The organism is Dactylosporangium sp. NPDC051541, from assembly GCF_044454505.1.
GTDB lineage: Bacteria > Actinomycetota > Actinomycetes > Mycobacteriales > Micromonosporaceae > Dactylosporangium.
On sequence record NZ_JBITDU010000025.1, the window covers coordinates 17,685 to 36,470 of the forward strand.

Below are 18,786 nucleotides of genomic sequence, written 5' to 3' on the forward strand. Positions count from 1 at the left end.
TGCTGCCGTTGCTTCTTTGCTTTGCACCGTTTCCAAATACGGACGCCGAAGGGAGGCCCCCCAGGGCCTCCCGTTGTCTGGCGGGAGCTACGGTCGTGCCCACCGCGGACCCGAGTCCGCGCCTTTCGCTTTTTACGCTTGGACTTCGGCCGTCTGCGGCCGGGTCATCGGCCGGCGCCGGCTCGGCACGCCGAGCGTCGGATTGGCCACGCCCCAGGCCGCCCCTTTGCAGACCAGCTCCTTGTAGAAAGCGGCCAGGCGTCCGGTCAGAGCGGCCGAAACCGCACGGTCGTCGGCGGTCACATACTGAATCAGGCCCTCGCGCCGGCCCAGGGAAATGCACTGGTTGAAGTAGCGGACCGGCATATTCGGAATCTGGCCGCCGGTCAGCCGGGCCGCGATCGCGTCGGCCGCCTGCCACGCCGCCGGAGTCCCGGACGCGCACGACATCCGCAGCGGCTTGTCGCCCGGCCCCATCGCCCAGGCCGCGTCCCCGACCGCATAGACGTCCGGGTGCGACACCGAACGCATGGTCTTGTCGACCACGATCTGCCCGGACCCCGTGATCTCCAACGTGGTCGCGGCGGCAATCGGGTGTACAGCGAAGCCGCCGGTCCACACCGTGACGTCCGCCGGGATCTCGCCGGCCGCGGTGGCCACGTGATCGGCGGTCACCCGGGTCACGGTCGCGTGCTCGTGGACGGTGATGCCGAGCTTGGTGAAGACCTTGCGGAGGTGGCCGCGGCCCTTCGGGGCGAGCCAGTCGCCGAGCTCGCCGCTGGTGGCCAGGGCGACGTCCAGGTCGGGGCGGGCCTCCGCGATCTCGGTCGCGGCCTCGACGCCGGTCAGGCCGCCGCCGACCACCAGGATCGGCCGGCCGGCTCGGAGCGCGGCCAGCCGTCCGCGGAGGCGGAGGGCGCCGGGGCGGCTGGCGATCTCTTCGGCGTGCTCGGCCGTGCCGGAAACGCCCTGGCTGTTCCAGCCGCTGCCGAGGGCGTAGACGAGCGTGTCGTACTCGAGCTCGTCGCCGCCGCTGAGGGTGACCCGCCTGCGGTCGGCGTCGACCGCCTCGACCCGGGCGATCCGGACCTGGACGCCGGTGCCCTTGAACATCGCGGCGAGCGGGCGGGGCTTGAGGGCCTGGCCGGTCGCGAGCTGGTGCATCCGGACCCGCTCGACGAAGTCGGGCTCGGCGTTGACCAGGGTGATGGCGACGTCCTCCGGCCGCAGGCGCTTGGCCAGCCGGCCGGCCGCGATGGCCCCGGAGTAGCCGGCGCCGAGGACGATGATGCGGTGCTGCATGTCCGTGCTCCTGTCTCGCGCGGTGTGGCTCGTGTGTTTCGCTCCTTGTCGCTCCTTGAGCCGGATGGGCCGCGCTTTCCTGACAGGTACCGCCTGTGAAGCACCTCACATGGCTATGAACACTGGCTTTCCGTGGTCGCTTGCCGTCCAACGCTCCGTCGCGCGCTCGAGCTTGTCCGGGTTGACCTGGTTGAGGATCTGGCTGACGCCTTCCGAGGTGACGTCGAAGCTCATGATCCCGAAGACCCGCCCGCCGGCGATCGCGACGGCCCCCGGCCGGCCGTTGACGGTGGTCACATAGAGCTCGACCACGTCGCCGGCGATGGCCCGCTTCGCCGGCGCCGGCCGGAACAGGCCCCAGATGAACTTCGCGACCGCGACGGCGCCCTCGAACGCCTTGGCCCGGGCCGGGACCTTCCCGCCGCCGTCCCCGATCGAGACGGCGTCTGCGGTCAGCAGCTTCACCAGCGGCTCCGGCCGCCCGCTGGTCGCCGCGGCCAGGAACTCCTCCACGATCCGGCGGGCCTCGGCCGCGTCGACCGCGACCCGCGCCCGGCCCTGCGCGATGTGCTGCTTGGCCCGGTGGAAGACCTGCTGACTGGTGGCCTCGCTGATGTCGAGGAACTCGGCGATCTCCCGGTGCGGGTAGTCGAAGGCCTCACGCAGCACGTAGACGGCGCGCTCGTTGGGGGCGAGCCGCTCCATGAGCGTGAGGACGGCGTAGGAGACGGACTCCCGCTGCTCGGCCGTGTCGGCCGGGCCCAGCATCGGGTCGCCGGCCAGGAGCGGCTCCGGCAGCCACTGCCCGACGTAGGTCTCGCGCCGCACCCGGGCCGAGTTCAGCTGGTTGAGGCACAGGTTGGTGAGCACCTTCGTGAGCCACGCCTCGGGCACGTCGATCCGCCCGATGTCGGCCGCCTGCCAGCGCAGGAACGTCTCCTGGACGGCGTCCTCGGCCTCCGCGGCCGAGCCGAGCAGCCGATATCCGATGGCCTCCAGGCGGTGCCGGGAGGCCTCGAACCGCTCAACGTCCGCCGCGGTCAGCTCCATGCCGCGATGGTAGCCCCGAGTTTTACGGGCTGGTGCAGGTGACGGTCGGCGTCGTCGGCGTGCCGGTAGCCAGGAAGCCGAACGTCGTCGAGGCTCCCGCGGCCAGCCCGCCGTTGTAGGTCTCGTTGGTCACCGTGGCGGTGATGCCGCTCGTCGTGAGCCGGCCGTTCCAGACCTGGTTGACCGCCTGACCGCTGGCGAGCGTCCACCGGGTCGTCCAGCTGCTGATGACGGAAGCGCCGGCCTTGACCGTGACCTCACCCTGGAAGCCGCCGCCCCAGCTGTTGGTGGTCTTGTAGGTCGCGGTGCAGGCGCCACTCGCCGTTGTCTGGGTCGGGGTCGGGCTCGAGGTCCGGCTCGGAGTGGGACTCGCGCTGGCGCTCCGGGTGGCGCTGGGGCTCAGGGTCGGCGCGGGCCCGATCTGCCCGATCCAGTGGCTGTTCGCCGTCACCATCGTGAACGTGAGCGCCGGGCAGTCGAGCAGGCTGCCGTTCGCCGACGTGCTCGACGGGAACGAGTTGCCGGACGTGGCCGCCTGCCACGTGCCGTTGAGGTTGATCTCGATGCTGGAGGCCTCGAACTTGCGCCCCGACATCGAGCCGCAGTACCAGGCCTGGTTGGTCGCCGGGTTCCGCTCGGAGTAGATCTCGAAGATGTCCCAGCCGAACCCGGGGCTGTCCAGGTCGTACGCGCCGGAGTCGACGTAGAACGTGTCCCAGGCGGACGTCTTGTAGTTGTAGAGGTACCCGGTCCACTGATTGTTCGACGCGTTGGTCTTGTGGACGTCGGTGCGGTAGGCGGCGTACCCGTTGACCGATGTCGTGTAGGTGGCGAGGAAGTTGGCATCGATGTTGACCAGCTTGCCGACCCCGGGATTGCCCCCGCACCAGTCCCAGGCCCACAGCACCGGCCCGCTGCTCGTGTACGCCGTCGTCATCTCCATGCAGGCCCCGCCGGGCGACATGACCGTCGGCGAGTAGACGACATCCTGCCCGTGCGTGACCGCGGCCGACCCGGTGAACACGCTGTGGGTGGCCCGGATGCCCTGGTTGTTGGGCTGCTGGAACATGGTGCCCCAGGCCTCGTGCAGCACCGCCGCCAACGGCTGCGCCTGTGCGGCCGCCGCCACCCGCTGCTGCCGCTGCTCGGCCAGCTCCCGGAAGTGCACGCCCGCGGCCCCGGCCGCCGCCTGCGCGGCCGCCCCGGTCAACCCGGGCACCTCACCACCGATCCGATCCGGGTCAGCCGCCGCGGTGGTGACCGCCGCCGCGACGCCGGCGGCGGTGACGACGAGCGCTGTGGCGGTGGCCAGGACGAGCAAAGCTCGACGCATGTCTGTGCCTCCATACTTTTCGGCTAGCTCCACATACGGACAGCTAGGGGGGTCCGAAAACGTTGTCGGCAGAAGATAGGCTTGTATCTATTTCGCGTCAATCACACAGCGAAAACGCCTGATGAAACATGAAAGATGACCTTGCTGGTGTGTCCGCGCACAGACGATCGCCTCGCGGCGCCGGGGCCACGAGGCGATGACAGCATCGGTTGTCCGCGTCGGCAGTCGCGCAGACCGAAAGCCTGCCGGCCCGCAAACTGAAAGTCAGCGGGCCGGCAAATCGAAAGTCGGTAGTGGTCCCCGGCTCAGTAGCGGAAGCGGGACACCAGGGTCTGTAGCTCGTTCGACGTCGCGGCGAGAAGCTGGGCGGCCTTGGTGGTCTCGCCGATCGAGTCCGTGGTGCGGCGGGTGGCGTCCGAGACGCCGGCGATGGTGACGGCGATGTCGCCCGCGCCCTGGGCGGCGGTGGAGAGGGTGCGGTTCATCTCCTGCGTGGTCGCGGTCTGCTCCTCGACCGACGACGCGATCGTGAGCTGGATCGAGTTGATCCGCTCGATGATCCCGGAGATCTCGCCGATGGCGTCGACCGCGCGGGTCGTGTCGCTCTGGATGGCCTCGACGCGGTGGACGATGTCCTCGGTGGCCTTGGCGGTCTCCTGGGCCAGGTCCTTCACCTCGCTGGCGACCACGGCGAAGCCCTTGCCGGCCTCACCCGCGCGGGCCGCCTCGATCGTCGCGTTGAGGGCCAGCAGGTTCGTCTGCTCGGCGATCTGCGTGATCACCTTGACGACGGTGGCGATCTCGGTCGACGAGTCGCCCAGGCGCGACACGGTCTCGTTGGTCTGCGCCGCGACCTGCACGGCCTGCGCCGCGACCTGCGCCGCCTCCGAAGTCGACCGGCTGATCTCCCGGATCGACGAGCCCATCTCCTCCGCACCGGCCGACACGACGTGCAGACTGCTGGACACGGTGTCGGCGGTGGTGGCGACGGTACCGGCACGCGACGACGCGTCCTTCGCCGCGTGCTCAACCCCACCGGCGACCGCGTTGAGCTGGTCGGCGGCCCCGCGCAGCCCGGTGGCGTTGCGGGCCAGGCCGACCACGTCGTCGCGCAGGCGGGCGATACCCCGGTTCAGCGACGTCGCCATCTGGCCGATCTCGTCGTGGTCGACGACGTCGGAGGTGCGGGTGAGATCGCCGTCGGCGAGCCCGTCGGTCACCTGCGACACACCGCGGACGGCCTGCCGGATGCGGCTCGCGACGCGGAGGCCGAGGAACAGGCTCAGCAGTACGCCGACGGCGAGCACGATCGCGATGGTGGTCGTCGCGTCATTGGCCCGGGCGGCGCTGGACTTGGACGTCGCGTCGACGAACCGGTGCGCGGTGTCGCTCAGCGCCTTCTGGTCGTCGCCGAGGGCCCCGTAGAGCTGGTCATACTGGGTGACCACGGTCGCCAACTCGGCCGGCGTCGCCTTGGTGCGGTCGACGGCGATGAAGTCCGTGTACGCCTTCCAGTCCCCGGCCGCCTTCGTGACGACCGCAGCCGCCGCCGAGTCGTCGGCGAGCGCCCTCTGCAGCGTGCCGAGCGCATCCTCGACCGCCTGCTTGTTGCTGGCGAGCCCTGCTTGGATACGGTCCGCGAGCGACGGGTAGAGCCGCATGGCCGAGATGTTGCCGCTGAAGGCCTCGATACTCTTCCCGAACGACCCGGCCGCCTCGAACACTTGCAGACTCTTCCGCTGCGCCGCGTCAGCGTCAGCCTTGACACCCCGAACCGCCGAGATCCCAATCGTCCCGACCACAACACCGCAGGCGGTAGCCACAAGCACGACAGACGCGATCTTGGCCCGCACCGACCGGTTGTCAAACACGGAAAAGATACCCACGCCGCGCTAATCGGACGCCCAACAGCCCACCTGAGCAGAACCGCACCAGCTACCCACCCGAGACCCGGTGAAGCAGAAAGCGCCCGAACGCCAGTAGGCAGTCACCGCCCGCAACCCGCCAGAAGCCCGTCGCCCTGCTCCTCCAACTCCGACGAGCCCTTCCTCCGTGCCCACGGCGAGCCCGACGACCGAGAGCGGAGGTGACAGGCGCGATCACCGCAAGAGCAAAGCCGAAGCAGGGGTGCGGTGGCGGAAGCCCCGGCCGGGAAGCAAGCGCTTGCGCTTGCGCGAGGAATGTTGCCATCGCGAACGCGAAGGCGCTCCGTGCCTGCGCAGGGAGCGCCGATCGGTGGTTGGGCCGAGAGGACTCGAACCCCTGACTCCGGCCGCCAGGACCGGTCTTGCGACCGCCGCTGACGTGCGTGCGGGTCAGCGCCGCATCGTAGGGCGGGTTCTCCGTGACTTCCCGTCAGCACCGTGATCGGCTTCGAGTTGTGGGACGACGGATGTGGCACACGCTCTCTGACCCGGCGGTCGCCAGGCTCTGCATACGTCGCAGAACCGGAGGCGGATATCTAGTCGGGATCTGGCATGACGTCTGTAGCGGCGGCGGCACCAGGGTCTTCAGACGCTAGCAGGGCCAGAACATGTCCGCGGACAACCGACCTCGAGGCCCGAAGAGGCAGGTGCATACCTGCTTCTTCCAATATTTGCCTCATGTCAGCGAGGGTAAGTTTATCGATCGTAATGGCGCCTGTTCGCAATGCGTTCCGCGAGTCGATAGCTGGCCTGGGCCGGCGCCAGAAATTGCGGTCGATCGGGATAAACTTACGACCGGAGTTGGCTTCAATTTCTCGAATTAGTTCGACTTGGATCGCCGTAAGTTGGAATGCAAGTGCGTCCCCTTCGTGGTCGTGGATGGGCGTTGCCATCGTCCGGAACAAGTCGAGGTGCGAGGTCCTAGCTTGACGCAGGTGTGCAACGATGGCCTGCTCGCGAGATAGTTGGTGCGCCACTTGCTCCCGGTCGACACCGCTCAACTCTGTGGCTTCGCTGCGCTGAACTTCTTCAAGTGCTGCTAGCCGGGCTTCAGCCGATTTATACGCATTGTCAATTTTCATTGCTTCCTCCTGTAGTTGGAGGCGCAGTTGGTCGACAGCGTCGGGCGTGAAATGGTGGATAACATGAGAGCGCCTCGCTGCATTGGTTCTAATTGCATCTGTTTGTGCCAGCGTGGCGACGCTCACTTGTGCATTCAGCTCTGATTGGGCGTATATCAAGAAAGTCTTGGTCTGTAGCGCAATAAAGTCGGCGCCAGTGAATTCGTAAGCCTCTGACACCAGCTCGGGCAACGCACCAACTGATTTGCCTCTAATCTGCAAAAACCAATCAGCCTTTCCGTCCCGAGTGACAAGGATAAATGGAAGTGAGCGACGCTTTGCCTCCAGCAGGCTTTGATACCAAAGTAGGTAATCGCCGCATGGATCCTCCTTCGAAGCATCCTTGAAGCCAGGGGGGCGGCCGACGCGAACGCGCTCCTCTGCCTCTAGCCTGGCGACTTTTAGGTCATCGGGCGGCAATTGTTCGCCGACTCGGCCAGAGAACAGCGTCTGAAGCTCTTCCAGGACGGGATCGCTGCGCAAAATCGGTCCGAAACACCGTGGGCAGCCTGTAGTTCATTAATCCTTTCGGTGAGTTTTCCCAATGCGGCACCGACGGAGCCGGCGGTTCCCAATAGCTCGTCTGCTGCATTCTCATTCAATGCTACTCGGTTGATGAACTTTCGTAGTTGCTGCATTGCTGAATCTTCGTAGCTTTTTCTGAAATCCCCGACCGTCTTCACTACCTCGCTGTATGCATCGCCGTGGGAAGCAATGACGGTAAGCCGGTTGCGGTGAAACTCCAGTGCGACTTGGTGAGGTATCCACAGTCTGTCGCCTAGCGCCTTCAGGGCAGAAAAGAGTTCTAGCCTCGCCGCTTGGGTGTAGCGGTACGCATCTAGAAGGACATTGGTATCTACGACCACCAGTCCTTCTTTGAGCAAGCGGGCCGTTCGATCTCGATCGGGTGGAATCAGCGGAAGAAAGCCATCACTAAAATCGGCCACCACTTCCCCCTGCCCGATGACTTGGATGCGTCTATTTAGGATGGCATGAACTACGGTCCTTAGTAACCCATTTACGTGCAGGACGTGTCACCCGTACGGTTCACTTCGGAATGAAGCCGTCGAAAGTTCGAGTCGGCGAGAGGCGGCTGAGCGGTGGTCGGTGAAGACCGAGATGGACATGATGCGCGGCGACAAGCTCGACCCGGACGCGGGCAGCGTGCCGCTTCGGGAGTGCCTCGCCGCCGCGGTCAAGGTCGAGGAGCGGCCGATCGCGACCTTCGACCAGGTGTTCATCCTCGCGGCCGAGATTCAGCCGCGCTGTCGGTTGCTCGTGCTGCCGGCGACCTTGACGAAACGCGGTTCGGTGAGCTGATGGCGCTGCGCCGCCGGAGCATCGGCCTGGAGGCGATAGAGCTGTTGGTCCGGCGGGGCCACCATCGAACTGGAGGACGGTACCCAGTTCGACGCCCAATGAACTCATAGCCCACATCGCCACTCCACACTCAGGCTTCCGCGAGCGCTCAGAGCGAAGTGCACCCACGAGAAGTACCCCCGAAGCAGCACGAGCGAAGCCGAAGGCGAGCGGAGTGAAGGGAGGCCACGCAGACGAGGGCCACTGGGCGCGACGAATAGGGGCGTGGGTGGCCGAAGGCCCCCACCGGGGAGCAAACGCTTGCGTTTGCGCGAGGAATGCCACCATCGCAAACGCGAAGGCGCTCCGTGCCTGAGCAGGGAGCGCCGATCGATGGTGGAGTCGAGGGGACTCGAACCCCTGACCCCCACACTGCCAGTGTGGTGCGCTACCAGCTGCGCCACGACCCCATCTTGCGTGTTCCGCGCTTTCGCGCGGGCACTCACGGAATAGTACACACACCCGGCGACCGGGTCACATCGGGTATCCCTAGTTCTGCGTCGGGTCGGTTGGGTAGTGGGCGACCGCGGCCATCAGGCCGCCTTGGCGGCGTAGGACCATCTGCCACAGGTCGTCGGGGCGGGGGGCGAAGGCGTCGCTTGGGAGGGCGTCGAAGACGAACCAGGAGCCGCCTTCGATTTCGCGTTCGAGTTGGCCGGGGGACCAGCCCGCGTAGCCGGCGAAGACGCGGACGCCCAGGACGCCGGCTACGAGGAGGTCGGGGTCGCCGGAGAGGTCTACTGTGCCCACGGCGCCGGAGACGCGGTTGAAGCCGGCCAGGTCTTCTACGCCCGGGCGGGTGCGGGCCAGGCAGATGGCGGCTTCGGGTTGGACGGGGCCGCCTTCGAACACTACCGGCGGTTCACCCGCCAGGGCGCCCCAGCCGCCGAGGACGTCGGCGACCTGGACTTCCGTGGCTCGGTTGAGGACCACGCCCAGGGCGCCGCCCTCTTCGTGTGCGACTACCAGGACTACCGTGCGCTCGAAGTTCGGGTCGCGGAGCGCGGGCGTCGCCACCAGCAATCGCCCGGTCAACGACTCCATCGCCCTCCCTCGACGCTGCCTGCTGGTGCCGCGGCCACTCCCGGCATTTCTACCGGAATTTCCCGGTCTTGGTGACCCGCGTCCGGTCGGGGGCTCACCGACGTCCCCGTGCATAGACATCAGTCCCACCAACAAACAACCAGGGTCATGTCTCGCACCATAGCCTGACCCGCGCGTCCCGGTTAGGGTCTGTTCCGTGACCTCACTCGCGGACGTCGCCGTGATCGGCGGATCGGGGCTTTACGCACTGCTCGACGACGCTGAGGAACACGTGGTCGACACGCCTTATGGCCCACCGTCGGACCCGATCACCGTCGCGACCGTCGGAAAACGGCGGGTGGCGTTCCTGCCCCGGCACGGAAAGGATCACCGGTTTCCGCCGCATCGGATCCCCTATCGGGCGAACCTGTGGGCGCTGAAGGAGATCGGTGTGGCGCAGGTGCTGGCGCCGTGTGCGGTGGGTGGGCTGCGGCCGGAGCTGGGGCCGGGGACGTTCGTGGTGCCGGATCAGCTGATCGACCGCACGACGCACCGGACGCAGACGTTCTACGACGACGGTGCCGTGCACGTGAACTTCGCCGACCCATATTGTGCGAACGGGCGGGCCATCGTCGCCAAGACCGCGGCCGAGCACGACATCGAGACGCACAGCGGCACGATGGTGGTCGTGGAGGGGCCGCGGTTCTCGACGCGGGCGGAGTCGCGGTGGTTCACCTCGATCGGGGGCGCGGTCGTCAACATGACCGGGCATCCGGAGGCGGTGCTGGCCCGCGAGCTGGCGCTCTGCTACACCTCGATCGCCCTGGTCACGGACTTGGACGCGGGGGTCGAGGGCGAGCACGGGGTCACCCAGGAGGAGGTCTTCCGGGTGTTCCGGGAGAACACCGACCGGCTCCGCGGGCTGCTCCTCGACGTCATCCCGCGGTTGCCGGAGCAGCCGGATGACCCATGCCGGCACGCACTGGACGGTCTGCGCTAGGCAGCTTCACGACAAACCGGCACCCGGCACCGACATTGTCCGCCGAGACCGAGCCGTCGTGGGCCTCGACGAGTCCGCGGACGATCGCGAGTCCCAATCCACCCCCAACGCTTTTTTCGGGGGTACGGGCTGGAGCCCCGCGAAACGCCACGTCGAACACGCGGGGCAGGTCGGCCTCGGGTATCCCGCCGCACGTGTCGCTGACGGCGACCCAGCCACCCTCCGCGTCCTGGCCACCGGTGACGGTCACGGTGCCGTCGGGCGGGGTGTAGCGGATCGCGTTGCGGATGAGGTTGTTCACGACCCGGGAAAGTTCCGGGACCGACCCGCGGACGACGGGCCAGCCGGCGGCCGGTTCGGCGACGATGTTGATGTGTCCGGCCGCGGCGAGGGGGGTCGCGGAGGCGATCGCGTCGGAGACGACGTCGCCGAGCGGGACGTCCGACAGCGACAGCCGCAGTGCGCCGGCGTTGATCCGGGACAGTTCGAACAGGTCGTCGACGAGGGCGGCCATCCGGTCGGTCTCGGCGCTGATCCGGCGGTGGTAGTCGGCGACGGTCTCCGGGTCGGACACGACGCCGTCGTCGAGGGCCTCGGCCATCGCGCGCAGGCCGGCGAGGGGGGTGCGCAGGTCGTGTGACACCCACGCGACCAGCTCCCGCCGCCGGGCCTCGGCCTCCCGCTCCTGGTCCCGGGCCTCGGCCGCCCACATGCTGGCCCGGGCCAGGCGCCGACCGGCCAGGAGCCCCACGATGAGCGAGACGGTGGCCGCGGTGCCGACGACGATCAGCAGGACGTGCAGGTCGTGGTCGGAGATGAACATGCGCATGGCGGCGCCGATGACGCCGGCGAGCACGCTGAGCACGGTGATGAGCAGGATGACGACGATGTGCGCGGTGACGGAGCGGCGGCGCAGGGCCCGCAGCGCGGCCAGGCCGCCGAGGGCCACGGCCAGCGAGCCGGCCAGCGCCATCAGGAACGTGTGGATGACGTCACGCATATTCGTACCGGTAGCCGACGCCCCACACGGTGAGGATCCGCTTCGGCTCGGCCGGGTCGTCCTCGACCTTCTCCCGCAGGCGTCGCATGTGGACGGTGACGGTGGACTGGTCGCCGAAGGTCCAGCCCCAGACCTGCTCGAGGAGCTCGGCCCGGCGCAGGACCCGGCCCGGGTTGCGCATGAGGAACACCAGCAGGTCGAACTCGCGCACGGTGAGGGCCAGCTCCTGGCCGTGCAGCGTCGCGATCCGGCGGGCCGCGTCGACGTGCAGGTCGCCGTCGGCCAGCTCGGCCGGGGCGAGCGCCGGGGCCGGGGCGATGCGGCGCAGCACCGACTGGACCCGCAGCACCAGCTCGCGCGGGGAGAACGGCTTGGTGATGTAGTCGTCGGCCCCCAGCTCCAGGCCGAGCACGCGGTCGGACTCCTCGCCGAGCGCGGTCAGCATGATGATCGGCAGGCTCGGGTCCTGGGTCCGCAGCCGCCGGCAGACCTCGAGCCCGTCGATGCCGGGCAGCATCAGGTCGAGCACGACGAGGTCGGGGCGGTCGCGGCGGTACTCCTCCAGCGCCATCGGCCCGTCCCCGGCCAGCCGCACGCCGAAGTCGGCCCGCTCCAGGTATCGCCGCACGACGTCGCTGACGGTCGGGTCGTCGTCCACGACCAGTACGCGTTGCCCCATCGTTCGAGCGTAGAGCCCGAAGTATCAGGAGCCCCAGAAAAACCAGTGCCGTAAGCGAACCGTCAGGTCTCGCCGCCGAGGTCCGTCTCGTAGGCCTCGTACAGCAGGTCCGCGCCCCGCTGCCGGTGCTGCCACACCTCGCGGATGAGCCGGTCCGCGTGCCGGCGCACGGCCTCGGGCGGGTGCCGGTCCGACAGCCGGCCCTCGAGCTCGTCCAGCGCCGACCACATCGTGCGGTGGTCGCCGACGAGGTCATTGAGGTATGGGGCCAGCCGCGGCGCGTCGTCGATCACCCCCGCGTAGAGGCCGCTGGGCCCCTCGGTCGCCGCCACATGCCGGGCGAACGCCAACTTGAGCTGCGCCACCGCGTGGGTCACCGCGGGCCCGAATGCCGGGTCGCCGACCGGTGTCCGGATGGCGTGTTGCATGCCCTGAATGCCGCCGAGCAGTTCCATGCGCACCTCCCGCCCCCCATCCATGATGTGACGCGGGACACACCCATGGCAATGCCTCAGAGTGTGGGGATCTCTTCTGTTTCCGCAGCTGGGGCCTCGGTCATCCGGTGCAGCCAAGCGTTAACTATTGCCAAATCCTCCGTGCTGAACCCGCTGGAGAGCCGCGCCTCGACCGCCTGCACGGCCGGGACGGCCTCGTTGAGCCGGGCCCGGCCGGCGTCGGTCAGGAAGATCTGCTGGGAGCGGCGATCGGACGGGTGTGGCCGGCGCTCGACCAGGCCGGCCTTCTCCAGCCCGGTCAGCATCTCGTTGGCCGACTGCCGGGCGGTCGAGACCTTGCGGGCCACATCGGCCACGGACATCCCGGGGGACTCGTCGAGCAACAGCAGTGACGCGAACTGCGCCACCGACAGGTCGTGCTCGACCAGCGCCTCGGCGACCACCCCGCGCAGGGTGAGCCAGGCGTGGCGGACGAGGAACGTCGAGCAGGCGTCGATGGGGGCGGCCATTCGACTATTCTCCTCCACATGGCTATTGACAGGAACCTGCCAATCTTGCGAGTGTGACGACATGACCGTCAGGGACCTGTCAATCAGTCTAACCCGGCCGCGGCGCGTGTTGTCGGTGCTGGTGTTCGCCGCGGTACTGATCTGGATCGACACGACCATCCTGGGCATCGCCCTGGAGCGCATCGCCGACCCGCGCACCGGCCTGGGCGCGACCCCGGGCCAGCTCCAGTGGGCCGTCGGCTCCTACGCACTGCTCTTCGCCACCGCCCTGTTCGCCGCCGGCGCGCTCGGCGACCGCTACGGGCACCGCACGATCCTGGTGCTCGGCCTGCTCGTCTTCGGCGCGGCCTCCATCTGGGCCGCCTGGGCCGGCGGCGCCACCGGCCTGATCCTGGCCCGCGGCCTGATGGGCCTCGGCGGCGCGATGATGATGCCGACCTCGATGGCGATCATCGGGGCCACGTTCCCGCCCGAGCGCCGCGCGGGTGCGATCGCGATCTGGGCAGCGTCCAGCGGCGTCGGCGTCGCGCTCGGCCCGCTGCTCGGCGGGGTGCTCGTCGACCACTTCTGGTGGGGGTCGGTCTTCCTGGTGAACCTGCCCGTCGTGGCGCTGGCGCTGATCGGCATCGCACTGGCAGTACCAAATCCGAAGCTCGCACAGCGACGCCGTCCTGATCCCATTGGGCTCCTGCTGTCCACGGCCGGTCTGGCCGCCCTCGCCTATGGCCTCATCGAGGCCGGTCAGGACACCGACTGGACCCGCTGGACGGTGTGGGGCCCGGTCGCCGCCGGACTCGCCCTGCTGACACTGTTCACGGTGTTCGAGTGGCGCACGCCCGAGCCGTCGTTCGACCCCCGGCTGTTCCGCAGCTTCCGGTTCAGCGCCGGCAACCTCGCCCTGGCCGCGCTGTTCTTCGCGATCACCGGCCAGATGTTCTACGGCAACTTCTATCTGCAGGGTGCCCGCGGGATGAGCGCCCTGGACACGGGCTTCGCGTTCCTGCCCGGCGCGCTCGGCGTGGCGGCCGGCTCGGTCCTGGGCGCGCGGCTGGCCAAGCGGTTCGGGATCGCCTGGGTCAGCGGCGCCGGCCTCCTTGTGGTCGCGGCCGCGTTCCTGGCCAACCTGGCCTTCGACGTCGACACGCCGCTGGTGTGGTTCTGTCTCGTGGGTCTGGTCAGCGGTACCGCCATGGGCCTCACCATCGCCCCGACGTCCGCCGCGGTCATCGCCGCGTTGCCGCTGGACCGGATGGGCGCGGGGTCCGCGGTCAACAACACGCTCCGCCAGGTCGGCAGCGTCCTCGGCATCGCACTGCTGGGTACGGTGCTGACCACCTCGTATCGCGACCGCATCGCCCCGGCCCTGGCCGCGCTCCCGGACGCCGCCCGCGACGCCGCGGCCCCGTCGGCCGAGCACACCCGCGCGGTCGCCGACGCCCTGCACCGCCCGGACCTCACCCAGGCGGCCAACGACGCGTTCATCGCCGCGATGCACGTGACCGCCGCGTCGGCCGCTCTAGTGGCATTTCTGGGTGGGGTACTGCTCATCGTCGCCTTCTCGCGCCGAGCGAAGGGCCGCCCGGACGCCGCCGGTCCACGCCGTGAGGTAGTCGAGGCGGTCCCGCTCGGGAGCGGCGGCCGGACCGGCGGCTAAGACGGACCGTGCCACGCGCGGTCGCAGAGCCGGCGGGCCGACGGGTCGTCCGTGGGGATGCGGACCACCCGCGGCCCGGCCAGCTCGGACAGGGGGATGTGGTACGGGTGTTCGGCCCGCGGCACCAGCACCGCCACGTCCGGCCCGTGCTCGTCCGCGGGCACCAGGTAGGCCAGCGCGTCGGCGCCGAGCCGGGTCAGCGCCGCCCGCACCTCATCCAGGCCCGGCGGCTCCAGCGCCGGGTCGGCCAGCAGCCCCAGGCCGATCTCCAGGGCGGCGGCGGCTGCGGCGGCGTCGCCGTCGGCCAGGCTCCAGCGGGCGATCTCCGTCGCCTCGGTCATCGCGTGCCGGGCCGCGGACCGGGCGTCGTCGGGCCGCTCGTGCTCGCGGACGACGGCGACGTGGCCGTCCAGCGCGTGCCGGCCCCACCGGCGGGCCGCGGCCGCCCGGCCTGGGGTTCTGGTGTCGAGCCGGTAGGCCACGGCCAGCTCGTGGCTCACCATCGACCACAGCGGGTGGGTCGCGCCGCCGGCCAGTGCCGCGGCGTCCTCCAGGTGACCGATGGCCTCGGGCAGCCGCCCCGAGGCGCGGCCGAGCCGGAACAGCTGGGTCTCCATCTGGCCGAGCGAGGCCAGGTAGGTGATCCGCTTCGGGTCGTCGGCGGTGGCCAGGCCGAGCGCCGCCCGGATGCGGCCGGTACCCCGCTCCAGCAGTGCTCCGTCCTTGCGCTCGCCGGCCTGCGCGCACTCGGCCATGCCTTCGAGGAAGGCCCGCTCGGCCGGGGCGATCCCGAAGCCGTCCGGGATCTCCGGCACCGTCATGTCCAGGTTCTTGAGCTGCTCCAGCAGAGCGCGCAGCCGGTTGGCGGCGGGGTCGTCCAGCGGCAGCTGCTCGGCGATCGGCTCGGCCCGGCGCAGGATGCTCAGCGCGGTCGGGACGTCGAAGCGCTGCGCCGCGGCCATCGCCTCCTGGCCGAGCCGGATCAGCTCGGAGCGCAGCCAGTTGGAGCTGGGCGGGGGCACTTCGCGCCGGGCCCGCACCTCGGCCGCCACGCGGTCGGCGTCGGCCTGGGCGTCCAGGTCCGGCGCGGGCACCGCGAGCAGCGCGGCCCGATACTCGGCCACGAGCGGGCCGAGCTCGGGCGGTGCGGCGAGCCGGTCGAGAGCCTCCAGCGCCGCGCGCGGGCCGGTGCCGGGGCGCGCGAGCGTCTCCGCGGCCAGCGCCAGGCCGCGCAGGGTGTCGAGGGTCCCGGGGGCCTCAGGGTCGTCGGGCAGGTCGGGCAGGTCGAGCAGGTCGCGGAGCCGGGCCGGGTCGGCCGGGTGGCCGCGCCGGGCGGCCCGCAGCTGGGCCAGCACCAGGTGGCGGGCCACGGCGTCGCGGACCGGGCCGGCGACCGCGGAGCCGTCGAGGTCGGCCAGGGCCGCCCGCAGCTCGGTGCCGTCGCCGCCGAGCTCGTGCAGCCGGGCCCGGGCCGCGGCCCGCACCAGCAGCTGCAGGCCATTGGGGGTGAAGCCCGGCCCGGCGGTCAGCTCGGCCGCGGCCCTGGCCGCCTCCGCGCGGGACGCGCCCGCGAGCCGGCGGATCGCCTCGGCCGGCGCGGTGAGATCGAGCACGGTCGGCTCCTTCCTGTGGTCAGCGCCCGATGTGGACGAAACCCGCCCAGTTGGGCACGGCGGCCAGGTCCGTGGCGGCCAGTCCGGCGGTCAGCGCGGCGGGCACGTCCGCCGGGACCTCGCGGCCGGCGTCGAGCATCCACAGCTGGGCGCGGTGCAGCGCGTCCATCGGGGCGGCACCGGCGCGGAGGAAGTGGTGGAACATGTACATCAGCAGCGAGGTGGCCCGGTCGGGGACCCGCCAGAGACTGCTGATCACGGTGCGGGCCCCGGTGGCCAGGAAGGTCGCCGCGAGGCTGAACGCCTCGTCCCGCCCGCCCCGGCCCGCCACCCCCGTGTTGCAGGCGGCCAGGACGACCAGCCCGACCGGCCGCTGCCCGGCGACGGCCAGGATGCGCTCCGCGAAGAGCCGCTCCGCCCCGCTGAGCAGCAGATAGGCGGTGCCGGTCGGTGCCTCGCCGGGTGCCGGGTTGGCGTTGGCGCCGACCGGTTCGACCGCGCCGTGGCACGCCAGGTGCAGCACCGAGCCGGCCGCCGGGCCGGACAGCAGGCCCACGATGTCGTCGGCGGAGCCGGGGCCGGCCGGGCTGACGGTGCCGTCGGGCCGCCGGCCGACATAGCGGGCCCGCGGGTAGAACCGCTCCCGGATCGCCCACGCCTCGGCCCGCGCGGCCGGGAGGTCGGCGGCCGGATCGCCGGTGTCCGGGTCGCCGACGAACAGGCCGACGTCGCTCGGCGGCACCGGCGGCGCGGCCGCGGAGTCGCAGAGCAGCCGGGCGGAGAGGGCGTAGGTGAACACCGCGCGCTCCACGGCGTGCACCACACGGCCGTCCTCGACCGTCCGGGCCGCGTGCCACGGCACCAGGGCCAGCTCCCGCATGGGGATGAGCGCGATCCGCGGTAGCCGGCCGCCGGCGCCGGTGACCCGCTTGAGCACCGGCGACACGGCCGCCCGCCAGGCCCACGGGCCGACGTCGGCCTGGGCGGAGCCGGGGCGGAGGTCTCGCACCGCCGGGCCGCCCCGGACGAGGACCGTCAGATCGGGCATGAAGCCGCGCCGGATCTCCGGCAGGCCGACCACCTCGGGCGGCCGGTCGGCGTGGACGATGACCGCGGCGCCCAGGCCCTCGTCGCCCGGCACCAGATAGACCAGCGCGTCGAGGCCGAGGTCGCCCAGCGCCCGCCGCACCGCGTCCGGCGCCGGCGGGTCGAGCCGCCCGTCCTCCGCCAGGGTGTGCAGGATGCTGCGGCGCAGCTCCAGCGGCAGGGCGGTGACGTCGGCCGCGGCGATCGCCGCCCGCCACCGCGCGGCCAGGGCCGGCTCGCCCCGGGCCAGCAGCCGGTCCGCGACCGAGCGGTGCTCCGTCGCGGCGAACAGCATCAGGCTCCGGCCCGCGTCCAGCGCGGTCATCGCCGCCGCGGCGTCGTTGTCGTGGATGCACCAGCGGGCCACGTCGACGGCGTCGCTCGCGGCGTGCCCACCGGCGTTCGTGCGCTCCACCGTCCCGGTCTGCAGCAGGACACCCCAGGTGTGCCCGCGCAGGGCGGCGACCCCGGCCGCGCGCCCCCGCTCGGCGTGGCCGGCCAGCCGATACGCGTGCCCGAGGCCGAGCAGGGTGGTGGCCCACTGCGGATGGGCGGGCGACTCGGCGAGGGCCCGGGCCCGGCCCAGGGCGGAGAGCCCGTCGGCGAGATCGTCGGGGTCGTGGCGCTCCTCGTACCGCATGATGAGGGCGGCGCCGAGCAGCATCCGGTACTCCTGCTCGAACGGGCTCCCGACCGACAGCCCGGCGAGGGCGGCCCGCAGACGCTCGACACCCTGGTCACCGCCCACGCCGGGGCCGGCCAGGTCCATCACGCCGAGCATCGCCAGGTTGGAGCTGCGCTGCGCGGGGTCGGCACCCGGAAGGTCGGCCTGGGCCCGGACACGCTCCCGGTCGGCCGCCGTCAGGCCGGCCGCTTCGTGCAGCATGTGGATTCCGGCGCGGAGGGTGTCGACGATCGCGGCCGCGGACCCGCCCCGGAGCTCGGGCGGCAGGTCGGCGTAGAGGCGCTCGAGCCGGGCCAGCGCCGCCTCCGCCGCCGGCACGTCACCGCGGGCGAGCGACTGCATCGCCCCGAAGCTCTCGGCCAGCAGCGCCGCCCGGGGGCCGAGCCGAGGGTCGCCGGCGGTCGCGCGACTGAGCCCGGTCAGGGTGGTCACGGCCTCCTGCAGGCTGCCGAAGTCGCGATCGGTCAGCATCCGCTGGTAGTGCACGGCGGAGCGGGCGAGCGCGATCGTGTGGGCATACGGCTCCTCGTCGCCGACGACCGCCGCGCACCGGTCGATCTCGTCCAGCGCGGCGCCGAGATCCATCTGCCGCGCGCCCGGCTGGACCCGGCGCATGACGTGCATCGTGCGGACCGTCGCGGCCGCCTTGGCCCAGTTGGGCAGCGGCTCCGGGTCGGTGTCGGCGACGGCGGCGAGCGCGATCGCCTGGCGCGCGTCCGCTCCGACGAGCGCGCGTTGCAGCATCGTTGCCACCAGTACCGCCGCCAGCTTCGGACGGCCCGGCGCGTCGACCGGCAGTTGGTGGAAGTCGGCGACCGCGGCGTCGAGCTCGGCCGGACTGCCGCCGTGGTCGGAGACCCGGGTCGCGAGCAGCCAGGACCGGGCGAAGTGCCACGGCCAGCGCGCGGCCGCGCCCTCCAGCCGGATGGCCTCACCGGTGCGGGCGATGGCAGCCTCGAGCGGGTCCGTCACGTAGGTTTCTGACGGACCGT

General features: G+C 70.7%; 16 protein-coding genes and 1 tRNA gene. 3 read left to right on the forward strand and 14 right to left on the reverse strand.

What is annotated here, in order from left to right:
* Positions 1 to 132 precede the first annotated feature (132 nt).
* From ACIA8L_RS52080 to ACIA8L_RS52105, 6 genes are all read right to left on the reverse strand, one after another.
* Positions 133 to 1,302, reverse strand: a complete 1,170-nt coding sequence (locus tag ACIA8L_RS52080) for an NAD(P)/FAD-dependent oxidoreductase (RefSeq protein WP_395917091.1) — start codon at positions 1,300 to 1,302, stop codon at positions 133 to 135.
* A 105-nt stretch (positions 1,303 to 1,407) separates the two neighbouring features.
* Positions 1,408 to 2,352 (reverse strand): RNA polymerase sigma factor SigJ, encoded by a 945-nt coding sequence (gene sigJ, locus ACIA8L_RS52085; RefSeq protein WP_395917093.1) that lies wholly within the window; start codon positions 2,350 to 2,352, stop codon positions 1,408 to 1,410.
* Positions 2,353 to 2,374: 22 nt separating this feature from the next.
* Complete coding sequence (locus tag ACIA8L_RS52090; RefSeq protein ID WP_395917094.1) at positions 2,375 to 3,685, reverse strand: cellulose binding domain-containing protein; 1,311 nt, start codon at positions 3,683 to 3,685, stop codon at positions 2,375 to 2,377.
* Positions 3,686 to 3,990: 305 nt separating this feature from the next.
* The gene (locus tag ACIA8L_RS52095; RefSeq protein WP_395917096.1) at positions 3,991 to 5,409 is read right to left on the reverse strand and encodes a methyl-accepting chemotaxis protein; all 1,419 of its coding nucleotides are present in this window, start codon (positions 5,407 to 5,409) and stop codon (positions 3,991 to 3,993) included.
* A gap of 737 nt (positions 5,410 to 6,146) precedes the next feature.
* On the reverse strand, positions 6,147 to 7,214 hold the full coding sequence (locus ACIA8L_RS52100) for a PIN-like domain-containing protein (protein WP_395917098.1): 1,068 nt from the start codon (positions 7,212 to 7,214) through the stop codon (positions 6,147 to 6,149).
* Positions 7,133 to 7,681 carry a PIN-like domain-containing protein gene (locus ACIA8L_RS52105; protein WP_395917099.1) on the reverse strand — a complete coding sequence of 183 codons (549 nt, stop codon included), beginning with the start codon at positions 7,679 to 7,681 and terminating at the stop codon, positions 7,133 to 7,135. Before ACIA8L_RS52105 ends, ACIA8L_RS52100 begins: the two co-directional genes overlap by 82 nt.
* A 175-nt stretch (positions 7,682 to 7,856) precedes the next feature.
* Here ACIA8L_RS52105 and ACIA8L_RS52110 point away from each other — a divergent pair, with 175 nt between their 5' ends.
* Complete coding sequence (locus tag ACIA8L_RS52110) at positions 7,857 to 8,051, forward strand: hypothetical protein (RefSeq protein ID WP_395917101.1); 195 nt, start codon at positions 7,857 to 7,859, stop codon at positions 8,049 to 8,051.
* Positions 8,052 to 8,424: 373 nt separating this feature from the next.
* Here ACIA8L_RS52110 and ACIA8L_RS52115 read toward each other — a convergent pair.
* A tRNA-Ala gene (locus ACIA8L_RS52115) sits at positions 8,425 to 8,500 on the reverse strand.
* A 79-nt stretch (positions 8,501 to 8,579) separates the two neighbouring features.
* Positions 8,580 to 9,134 carry a YqgE/AlgH family protein gene (locus ACIA8L_RS52120; RefSeq protein WP_395917103.1) on the reverse strand — a complete coding sequence of 185 codons (555 nt, stop codon included), beginning with the start codon at positions 9,132 to 9,134 and terminating at the stop codon, positions 8,580 to 8,582.
* A 196-nt stretch (positions 9,135 to 9,330) separates the two neighbouring features.
* Here ACIA8L_RS52120 and ACIA8L_RS52125 point away from each other — a divergent pair, with 196 nt between their 5' ends.
* Positions 9,331 to 10,113, forward strand: coding sequence for an S-methyl-5'-thioadenosine phosphorylase (locus tag ACIA8L_RS52125; protein ID WP_395917104.1), 783 nt, complete (start codon positions 9,331 to 9,333; stop codon positions 10,111 to 10,113).
* Here the strand turns inward: ACIA8L_RS52125 and ACIA8L_RS52130 are convergent.
* The 4 genes from ACIA8L_RS52130 to ACIA8L_RS52145 form a co-directional block, all read right to left on the reverse strand.
* Positions 10,049 to 11,113: a sensor histidine kinase gene (locus ACIA8L_RS52130; protein ID WP_395917106.1), complete on the reverse strand. Its 1,065-nt coding sequence runs from the start codon at positions 11,111 to 11,113 to the stop codon at positions 10,049 to 10,051. The genes ACIA8L_RS52125 and ACIA8L_RS52130 overlap by 65 nt on opposite strands.
* Positions 11,106 to 11,792, reverse strand: coding sequence for a response regulator transcription factor (locus ACIA8L_RS52135; protein WP_395917108.1), 687 nt, complete (start codon positions 11,790 to 11,792; stop codon positions 11,106 to 11,108). The genes ACIA8L_RS52130 and ACIA8L_RS52135 overlap by 8 nt, the downstream gene beginning before the upstream one ends.
* A 62-nt stretch (positions 11,793 to 11,854) precedes the next feature.
* Complete coding sequence (locus ACIA8L_RS52140) at positions 11,855 to 12,247, reverse strand: hypothetical protein (RefSeq protein ID WP_395917110.1); 393 nt, start codon at positions 12,245 to 12,247, stop codon at positions 11,855 to 11,857.
* Positions 12,248 to 12,303: 56 nt separating this feature from the next.
* Positions 12,304 to 12,756, reverse strand: a complete 453-nt coding sequence (locus tag ACIA8L_RS52145) for a MarR family winged helix-turn-helix transcriptional regulator (protein WP_395917112.1) — start codon at positions 12,754 to 12,756, stop codon at positions 12,304 to 12,306.
* A 61-nt stretch (positions 12,757 to 12,817) separates the two neighbouring features.
* Between ACIA8L_RS52145 and ACIA8L_RS52150 the strand changes: the two genes are divergently transcribed.
* Positions 12,818 to 14,410 carry an MFS transporter gene (locus tag ACIA8L_RS52150; RefSeq protein WP_395917114.1) on the forward strand — a complete coding sequence of 531 codons (1,593 nt, stop codon included), beginning with the start codon at positions 12,818 to 12,820 and terminating at the stop codon, positions 14,408 to 14,410.
* Here the strand turns inward: ACIA8L_RS52150 and ACIA8L_RS52155 are convergent.
* Together ACIA8L_RS52155 and ACIA8L_RS52160 are read right to left on the reverse strand one after the other, a co-directional pair.
* Positions 14,407 to 16,023: a hypothetical protein gene (locus ACIA8L_RS52155; protein WP_395917116.1), complete on the reverse strand. Its 1,617-nt coding sequence runs from the start codon at positions 16,021 to 16,023 to the stop codon at positions 14,407 to 14,409. The two genes, ACIA8L_RS52150 and ACIA8L_RS52155, sit on opposite strands and share 4 nt — an antisense overlap.
* 19 nt (positions 16,024 to 16,042) lie before the next feature.
* A complete protein-coding gene (locus ACIA8L_RS52160; protein ID WP_395917118.1) occupies positions 16,043 to 18,766 on the reverse strand; it encodes a CHAT domain-containing protein in 2,724 nt (907 codons plus the stop codon).
* Between the last annotated feature and the right edge of the window lie 20 nt (positions 18,767 to 18,786).